The following is an 8,789-nucleotide window of genomic DNA, read 5'->3' on the forward strand; positions in this document are numbered from 1 at the left end:
ATATAATAAACACAGAGCCGCAGAATGGCCAGGGTTGCCATCACCGCCGCAATGATTAGGATGGTGTTTCGGTTTTCTCCGGCCACTCCGATGTCAATCATACTGGCCAGGGCAGTAGGCAGCAGCATGGCTGTCACAGCGGAGAGCAGCATCAGCGCCAAGAGGGCGGCCACATGCTTTCCGCTGAGTTTTACACGGGAAAAAATCGTACCCATAGTTTTCCTTTCTGCTCGTCGTACTCGCATTTTAGCTTGACAGGGCAAATAGCAAATGATAGTATAAATGAAACGATAGTATCATAGATGCTATGAATATCACAGAAGCAGGCGTTGTCAATAGTCCGAGCGAAAGTGGAACAAATGACAATCCTTGTTTCAATGATACGCAATTAAAGGAGACGTTTCTTATGCGAAGGACAACGGCTACAACAGACTATCTGAAAGAATGTATGGGTACAGCGTTGCTGGAACTAATGAAAGAAAAACCCATTGAAAAAATCAGTATTGAGGAGATGACTGCCAAGGCAGATGTAGGTCGCTCCACTTATTTCCGTTATTTCAAAAGTAAAGATGAAGTTCTGTCTTTCAAAATCACATGTCTGTGGAAGCGCTTTTCCGACGAACACGGTGCTACCAACTTCGCCACTGGTAGTTATGACGGCATCAGGCTGTTTTTTGAATTTTGCCTTTCCACTCGTCCTATTTGTGATCTGCTCTACTCAGCTGATCGCCAATATGTGATTCTAAACTTCTATTTACAAGAAGCGGCATCCATTGTCGCTAATGCCGATGCCAAAACGCACTACTTTATCCAATTTATTACATATGGATTGTTTGGGCTTATGAATGCGTGGGTATTACGAGGCTATAAAGAAACCCCACAGGAAATGGCACAAATAGTTTGCGATTGGGAAGCATCTTCGGAGGAGAAATAACATAGAGGGGGGTAAACATATGGGAAAAATCATTCGACGCATTCTAACAATTATTCCAGCGGTGGCTTTACAATCGCTCTGGCTTTTGCTGTTGATGAAATGGCTGACCCCTTACGCACCGATTATTGTGTCACTGCTTTCCGTTGCAGCGTTTTTCTTGGTGGTATTTATTATTATAAAGAGAGATGAAACCGCTTATAAATTGCTTTGGCTGCTGGTTATTCTGTCACTACCTTTGGTAGGAGCGTTACTATATCTGCTCTTTGGAAATAAACGGACGGCCCGCCCTCTAAAAAGGCGCTTGCAGCAAGTTCAAAAGAGTTGCAATCCGCAGCCTCTTCCAATAAAAGAAGCGCCCTTTGACGGCGAAAAACGCATGGGGCAAACAGTGCGGTGGCTGGAAGAAAAAACGCAATATCCGATGTGTGCAGTTGAGCAGGTTCGTTACTATCCGTTGGGCGATAATATGTTCCCTGATATGCTTGCCGATTTGAAAAATGCAAGAAACTCGATTTACGTAGAATACTTCATTATTGAGCCGGGGCATATGTGGGACGCAATCGTGAACGAACTGGAAGTAAAAATGGAGCAGGGCGTTGATGTACGTGTGATATACGATGATCTTGGCAGTATTTCTTCGTTCAATTTCAGTAATGTCCGTGAACTGAAAAAGAAAGGCATTCCATGTATTCCTTTTAATCCTTTCCTTGCCTTAAAAGGAACTGCAAACTATCGCGATCATCGCAAAATGCTGATTATTGACAACGAAGTTGCTTATAGCGGAGGTATCAACTTATCAGATCGGTATATCAATTTGGAACATCCCTATGGACACTGGAAGGACACAGGCTTTCGGATTACTGGTGAGCCAGTAAAAAATTTTACCCATATGTTCTTGACCTTTTGGAACGCATTTTCGCTGGAAAAAGAAGCAGGACAGCTTGCAATGCCCACATATCCCAAAAGGTATCCTGCGCCGCCGCACACATTTGATGGTTATGTGCTTAGTTACTACGATTCGCCCCTTAACCATGAAGCTACCAGTAATCAGCTCTTTATTGACTTGCTTTCTCAAAGCACGGATTACGCATGGTTTTTTACACCGTATCTTATGCTTGGCGATGACTTGATGGATGCAATGATTTCCGCTGCTCAACGTGGTGTAGACGTGCGGATCATTATGCCCGGCATCCCTGATAAGAAGCTGATTTTCCGTATGTCTCGGAGCTTTTATCAGGTGTTGCTGACTGGCGGCATCAAGATTTATGAGTATACTCCCGGCTTCGTTCATGCAAAGAGCTTTGTATCAGACGACAAAGTTGCGACGATAGGAACTGTCAATCTGGACTACCGCAGTCTCTTTCTCCACTTTGAAAACAATTCGTTCTTTTATCGTTCCAGTATTATTGCAGCAATAAAGGACGATTTCATCGCTACACAGGCAAAATGTAAAGAGGTAAAGCCCTATGATATGAAACATTATTCGCGCCGCTGGGTCGTAGATGGTGTCCTTCGTATTTTCGCACCGCTATGTTGAGGTTTTTATGAAGCATTTTCTTATGTGTCTGCTATATATCGCGGCGTTAGGGGTTCTCTCCTTTGTAGTGGGGCGCTTGATCCCGAAGCATTGGTTTCACGCCGATCGTTTTCCTTGGGTCTGCCACCCGGCAGAGCAAAAACTATGGAAGCGGCTTCATGTTCGGAAATGGCAGGCAAAGATCCCCGATATGAGCCGCATATTCGTTAAAATCATGCCGGAAAAGAAACTGACAAAGGAAAACTATGAGAACTTGCCGCGCATGATAGAAGAAACTTGCGTGGCAGAGTGGACACATATTCTGTTGTCTATCGCCGGTCTTGGACTGCTGAAAATATGGTCCGGTGTTGGCGGGGTATGTATAACGATTATCTACATTGTGCTGGGTAATTTGCCGTTTATTGTTGTCCAGCGCTATAATCGCCCACGCCTGCAAAAGCTGTTTGCTATGCAGCAAAGGAAAAAATAGGAGATTCAAATGCAAACACTAATTCTAAGCTGCAACACTGGCGCAGGGCATAACTCCTGTGCGCAAGCAGTTCAGGAAGCCTACCACTCTCGCGGAGAAATCTGCAATATTACAGATTCTTTGCAGTTTATTTCAGAAAAAGCATCCACGTTTATTTCTAATTGGCATACCCGAATTTACCGCCATGCTCCAAGGCTTTTTGATGCTGGGTATCAGCGTGCGGAATCTCACGAAGATATTTTTTGTGAGGGAACGCCGATCTATAAGCTACTTTCCTCCGGCGCAGAGCGGATGTATCAATACATCCGCTCTGCAGGCTACGATAATATTATCTGTACTCATGTATTCCCAGCCTTGGCGTTGACAGAAATGCGCCGACAGCACCCATGCTTACAGCTTGTAACGAGCCACATTTCTACAGACTATACCTGCGCTCCCTGCACAGCGGATTCTGCGCTGGACTGGTATTTCATTCCGTCCACTTCGCTGTTAGGTGAGTTTGAACAATGTGGACTTCAACCTCAAAAGCTGATCGCCAGTGGAATCCCTGTGCGGCAGCAATTCTACCAGCGTGTGTCACAAGAAGCAGGAAAAGCCAACGCCGGAATCTCTCCTGCTCATCAGCATATTTTAATGATGTGCGGTAGCATGGGCTGCGGTCCAATGGAGGAGATTATATCGTATCTCTGCCCTTACCTCACAACAGAACAAGAACTTAGTGTTGTATGCGGCACAAATGATGATTTACGCAAAAAACTCCAAAAAAGGACAGAAAAGTATTCTCAAGTTCATGTTCTGGGAACCGTCAATAATGTGCCGCAGCTCATGCAAGCCTCAGACCTATTCCTGACAAAGCCCGGAGGTCTAAGTACATCTGAGGCAATGGCGGCAGAGTTACCAATGGTGCTTATCGATGCAGTGGCTGGCTGCGAGACACATAATCTGAATTTTTTTCTGCGTAATGGAATGGCCGTCACAGCCAATACGCCAAAAGCAATCGCAGACACCACAATAAAAACGCTAAATGCCCCAGTGCTTCTTTCTAAAATGCGCGCGGCAATGCGGTCGCAGACGGAATGTACGGCAGCCGATAAAATCTATGAATGGATATACAGTCATGCAAAGTAATCATATAAAGCCGGAAGTTAATTACCGTGAGTTCCGCATCCATAAACTTAATACACCTGAATTTTCTCACGTCAGGCTATTGCTTTACTGGCCAATTTTCGGCTTGCTGTTTTTGTTTCTTGAGCGGTTGCAACCGCAACGAAATTACTATCCCGTCTATTGTGGACTCGATGATATAATACCATTTTGTGAATGGGCGTTGATTCCGTATCTATTTTGGTTTGTCTTTCTAATCGGTACGTTGGTTTATACTTTTTTCGTCGATGTACCTGCATTTCGGCGTATGATGTATTTTGTGATAGTCACCTATACGATCACGGTTTTGATTTACCTGTTCTTTCCAACCTGCCAAAATTTGCGGCCAGAAGCATTTGTACGCAATAATCTACTTACACGCTTTATTGAATTATTCTATAGTTTCGATACCAATACAAATGTTTGCCCCTCACTTCATGTAATAGGCTCTGTTGCCGCGATGTTTGGGTTATGGGATTGCAAGGCGCTCCAAAGCGTCGGATGGAAAATCGCTGCTACATCAATCGCCGTGTGTATCAGTCTCTCCACCGTTTTTATGAAACAGCATTCTATCATGGATGTTCTCGCTGCATTGCCAGTCTGTTTCTTTGGTTGGTGGATTGCCTATAAGATACTCCCCAATAATAAAACAAACCGATTTCTTATGAGGATGTAATCATGGATAAATCCTACAAAAAGCCGCTTCTACTAATCACGTTTGGGGTGATCTTATTTGCGGCATTCAACAATCTAAACTATGTTGCCAACTTTCTAAAATCGTGTATTGGCTTGCTCGCTCCGATTTTATCAGGCCTTTTGCTGGCCTTTGTTCTGAGTGTACCCGTGCGCGGACTGGCAAAGAGGCTTCGACGAAAGCTGACTAAAGCTACAGATCGGCAAATAGACATGATAAGCCTGTTACTGACGCTGATATGTGTTATTGCGATTATTGCTCTTCTGTGTGTAATTGCGATTCCACAGCTCACTGCATCTGTAAAAAGCATTGCTGCTCTTGTTCAAGAAAAATGGCCTGACTGGGTCGGCTTATTGCAAAGATACGGCATTGACACAGAGAAACTGTCGGCACATTTTGCTGCGCTCGATTGGAAATCTATTCTGCAAAGCATTTCGAGCGAAATGAACACAGTGATTTCCTCAGTTGCCAATGTTGCTGGCTCTACGGTATCTGCGATTGCTGATGTTGCAATTTCACTTGTGATCACATTCTATGTGCTAATTGGATGGCGTGAATTGAGCAGTCAAAGCAAACGGGCACTGTATGCCTACTGTAAGGAATCCGTTGCAGATAGAATTTGCCATATTTCGAAACTTGCACATGACACCTATGCGAAGTTTCTTTCTGGTCAGTGTGTCGAGGTTATGATTCTTGGAACATTGATCTTTCTTTCGTTTTCTGTTGCAGGGATTCCATATGCGGGGCTAACAGCCGTTTTAACTGCCGCCTTTGCATTCGTTCCTTATATTGGAGGATTTCTCTCCTGCGCTTTCGGCATTTTATTTACTTTATTGGCGGCTCCGAACAAGGCGCTCCTATGCTTGATCGTCTATCAGGCAACTCAGTTTGTTGAAAATCAGTTCATCTATCCGCGCGTCGTGGGAAACAGTGTAGGGCTATCCCCGTTCTGGACGTTGTTGGCGGTTTTGCTGGGCGGTAAACTGTTCGGTGTCCTTGGCATGATCTTCTTTATTCCGTTAATGGCTCTTGTATCTCAGCTTCTACACGAATCAATCGAACGGCGGCTGCATACCCGCAAACCGGAGCTGTCCAATGTACAAAGCAACTCAGACGAGAATACAGACATATCTCAATGATGTAGCAGGCGTTCGAATAGTTTGTGCGTTTATTGACGATAATCGTCTGGATGAACAGATCCGCCAGGCAGTTCTTTCATTGGAAACAAAATGGACAGAAAAAGAAATTGGTTTTCAGGTAGAATTGGAGGAAGTTAAATATACTGCGAATGAAGGACTTTTTATGCATATCTGGATAAATCTTTTAGATAATGCGATTAAGTTCAGCCCTTCAAAGGGGACAATTACGATGTTTCTGAAACAAGAACAGGATTCTGTTAAGTTCATTCTGGAAGATGAAGGACCAGGAATAGAGGATGATGTAAAATCCAGAATATTTGACAAGTTCTATCAGGTAGATGGATCTCATAAAGCAGAAGGAAATGGCCTAGGTCTTGCACTTGTAAAACGGATTGTAGATAGTGCCGGAGGAACAATCAAAGCAGAAAACCGTGAATATGGTGGATGCAGATTTGTTATAGAGCTGCCAAAGCAGAAAGATGAGATTATCTAGTTTTAAGATAAATTAGAAGATGGGAGTATTTATATGACATTTTATCAGGAGTTGCAGTTAAATCAGGCAGGTTCTAAAAACCTGTTGAAAAAGAGTGAAACACTAAAAGAAAAACTATATCATATGTGGGTATATCTGGTGAAGATAGCTGCTACAATGGCATTTTGTTTTTTCTTTGTTAGTATTTTCAGCATCCTATTTGGAAATGAGAACAGCATTGTAGGTGTAGTAGTCTTATTATGTCTCATGGTGTTTAGGAATGCGGATCTGGGGATCCACACCGGACAATCTACGATGCTTTTGGCTTTGTTCTTTGTAATTATGACTGTATGTCCGCATTTAGCAAATCAGTTTTCACCGGTATTGGGAATGCTGTTAAATATTGCGGCACTGGCTGTGTTGATTCTGTTCGGATGCCATAATCCATCCATGTTTAATCAATCTACATTGGTTCTTGGGTATCTGCTGCTATATGGTTATGATGTTACGGGAAAAAGCTATCAGATGCGATTAGTCGGAATGGCTTTAGGTGCAGCACTTACCTGCTTCGTATTTTATCGAAATCATAAAAACAGAACTTATAAAAGAAATCTGAAAGATCTGATACAAGAATTTGATATCACTTCTTCCAGAACAAAATGGCAGATATGTCAGATTTTATGCGTACCGATTGTCCTTTGCATTGCAGAACTTTGTAATATGCCACGTGCAATGTGGGCTGGTATTGCGGCCATGTCCGTGATTTTGCCGTCTATGGAAGATATGCACTACAGAGTCCGTAAAAGGATTGTCGGAAATATTGCAGGTGTTATATGTTTTACAGTATTATATTTTCTGCTTCCTTCGTCAATCTATGCATATATAGGAATTCTTGGTGGAATCGGTGTAGGATTTTCAGCACAATATGGCTGGCAGGCAGTATTTAACACATTTGGTGCTTTAGCCATTGCTGCAGAGACATATGGACTACAAGGAGCGGTTAGTCTTAGAGTGAGTCAAAATGTTTTTGGTGTTGTGTTTGCTTTAGCATTTTGTGTTATATTTTATTGGTTTATGCCTAAAAAAAAGGAAAGTGAGGTGACCGTACATGCAGAGTGAAGTGAATCAGAAAGAAAATTTGAATAGAATTATTACGGTTCCTAATCTTCTTTCTTTTTTCGGCTTTGTCTGATTCCGGTAATTATATGGAGTTATTGTGTAAAGAAAAATCCTCGAATGAATGCAGGGAAGTGACCGAAAAGTACCGCACAGGACGGAGTGCATATTTATGGCTCGGACAGTTGTTTATGAGATTGTTTGCAGGACTATTATAGCAGAAAGAAGAGGTGTTCGATATGTGTACAGCAGCAACTTACAAAACAAAAGATTTTTATATGGGCAGAACGCTTGATTATGAATTTTCCTATGGGGAACAGATCACGATAACGCCAAGAAATTACGAATTTGATTTCCGGTTTGCCGGGAAGATAAAAAGCCATTATGCTTTGATCGGAATGGCATTTGTTGCAGGAGGTTATCCGCTTTATTATGATGCTGTTAATGAAAAAGGCCTTGGAATGGCAGGTCTTAATTTTGTCGGCAATGCGGCATATGAAGAAGCTTTGCCGGAAGATGAAACAGAAGTCAGCCAGGTGGCACAGTTCGAGTTCATCCCATGGATCCTTACACAGTGTGCTACTGTAGCAGAGGCGAGAGAGAAGCTGGCAGCAATGAGACTGACAGGCACAGCATTCAGTGAACAGCTGCCGACAGCACAGCTTCACTGGATCATTGCAGACAAAGACTCCTGTATCGTTGTTGAGTCTATGAAAGATGGGCTGCATGTATATGATAATCCGGTAGGAGTGCTTACCAATAATCCACCATTCCCGAGTCAGATGTTTGCACTGAATAATTATGCCGGAGTATCCAGAAAACAGCCGGAGAGTACTTTTGCAGGAGTATTACAGCTTGATGCATATAGCAGAGGAATGGGTGGAATGGGAATACCTGGAGATCTTTCCAGCCAGTCAAGATTTGTGAAAGTTGCCTTTACAAAATTAAATTCGATCTCCGGTGAAGAAGAGGATGAGAGTGTAAGCCAGTTCTTCCATATCTTAGGATCCGTAGATCAGCAGCGTGGATGCTGTGAGGTGACAGAAGGCAAATATGAGATCACGATATACACGTCCTGTTGTAATACAGCAAAAGGTATTTATTATTATACGACTTATGATAATCATCAGATCACAGCGGTTGACATGCATGCGGAAAATCTGGATTCAGATCAGCTGATCTGTTATCCGCTTCTGTCCAAGGGCGAAGTCAGATGGCAGAATAAATAATACGAAAATGCACGGAGAAAGCATAACGCAGAACAACAGGAGGACAATATCGAGAT

At 43.0% G+C, this 8,789-nt stretch carries 9 protein-coding genes and 2 pseudogenes; 10 read left to right on the forward strand and 1 reads right to left on the reverse strand.

What is annotated here, in order from left to right; genetic code table 11:
- On the reverse strand, window positions 1-215 hold a 215-nt coding region (locus H8Z83_RS18110; RefSeq protein ID WP_187016339.1), incomplete at its 3' end, for a hypothetical protein.
- Window positions 216-406: 191 nt separating this feature from the next.
- Between H8Z83_RS18110 and H8Z83_RS18115 the strand changes: the two genes are divergently transcribed.
- The 10 genes and pseudogenes from H8Z83_RS18115 to bsh all read left to right on the forward strand — a co-directional run bounded on the left by H8Z83_RS18115 (window position 407) and on the right by bsh (window position 8,733).
- Window positions 407-934, forward strand: a complete 528-nt coding sequence (locus H8Z83_RS18115; protein WP_071430984.1) for a TetR/AcrR family transcriptional regulator — start codon at window positions 407-409, stop codon at window positions 932-934.
- 19 nt (window positions 935-953) lie between these two features.
- Window positions 954-2,471: a cardiolipin synthase gene (gene cls / locus H8Z83_RS18120; protein WP_008978049.1), complete on the forward strand. Its 1,518-nt coding sequence runs from the start codon at window positions 954-956 to the stop codon at window positions 2,469-2,471.
- A 7-nt stretch (window positions 2,472-2,478) separates the two neighbouring features.
- Window positions 2,479-2,940, forward strand: coding sequence for a glycosyl-4,4'-diaponeurosporenoate acyltransferase CrtO family protein (locus H8Z83_RS18125; protein ID WP_009295644.1), 462 nt, complete (start codon window positions 2,479-2,481; stop codon window positions 2,938-2,940).
- 9 nt (window positions 2,941-2,949) lie between these two features.
- A complete protein-coding gene (locus H8Z83_RS18130) occupies window positions 2,950-4,068 on the forward strand; it encodes an MGDG synthase family glycosyltransferase (RefSeq protein ID WP_008978051.1) in 1,119 nt (372 codons plus the stop codon).
- Window positions 4,058-4,759 (forward strand): phosphatase PAP2 family protein, encoded by a 702-nt coding sequence (locus tag H8Z83_RS18135; RefSeq protein WP_187016340.1) that lies wholly within the window; start codon window positions 4,058-4,060, stop codon window positions 4,757-4,759. The genes H8Z83_RS18130 and H8Z83_RS18135 overlap by 11 nt, the downstream gene beginning before the upstream one ends.
- 2 nt (window positions 4,760-4,761) lie before the next feature.
- The gene (locus tag H8Z83_RS18140; protein ID WP_187016341.1) at window positions 4,762-5,916 is read left to right on the forward strand and encodes an AI-2E family transporter; all 1,155 of its coding nucleotides are present in this window, start codon (window positions 4,762-4,764) and stop codon (window positions 5,914-5,916) included.
- Window positions 5,917-5,959: 43 nt separating this feature from the next.
- Window positions 5,960-6,409, forward strand: a pseudogene (locus tag H8Z83_RS18145) (sensor histidine kinase); the annotation flags it as partial.
- Between the two features lie 33 nt (window positions 6,410-6,442).
- Entirely contained in the window at window positions 6,443-7,507 is a 1,065-nt protein-coding gene (locus H8Z83_RS18150) for an FUSC family protein (RefSeq protein ID WP_005946426.1), read from the forward strand.
- A pseudogene (locus H8Z83_RS18155) lies at window positions 7,497-7,621 on the forward strand (CDP-alcohol phosphatidyltransferase family protein); the annotation flags it as partial. The gene H8Z83_RS18150 and the pseudogene H8Z83_RS18155, both read left to right, overlap by 11 nt.
- A gap of 122 nt (window positions 7,622-7,743) precedes the next feature.
- A complete protein-coding gene (gene bsh, locus H8Z83_RS18160) occupies window positions 7,744-8,733 on the forward strand; it encodes a choloylglycine hydrolase (protein ID WP_009295645.1) in 990 nt (329 codons plus the stop codon).
- Window positions 8,734-8,789: the final 56 nt, after the last annotated feature.

Source organism: Dysosmobacter segnis (assembly GCF_014297285.1).
Classification (GTDB): domain Bacteria; phylum Bacillota; class Clostridia; order Oscillospirales; family Oscillospiraceae; genus Oscillibacter; species Oscillibacter segnis.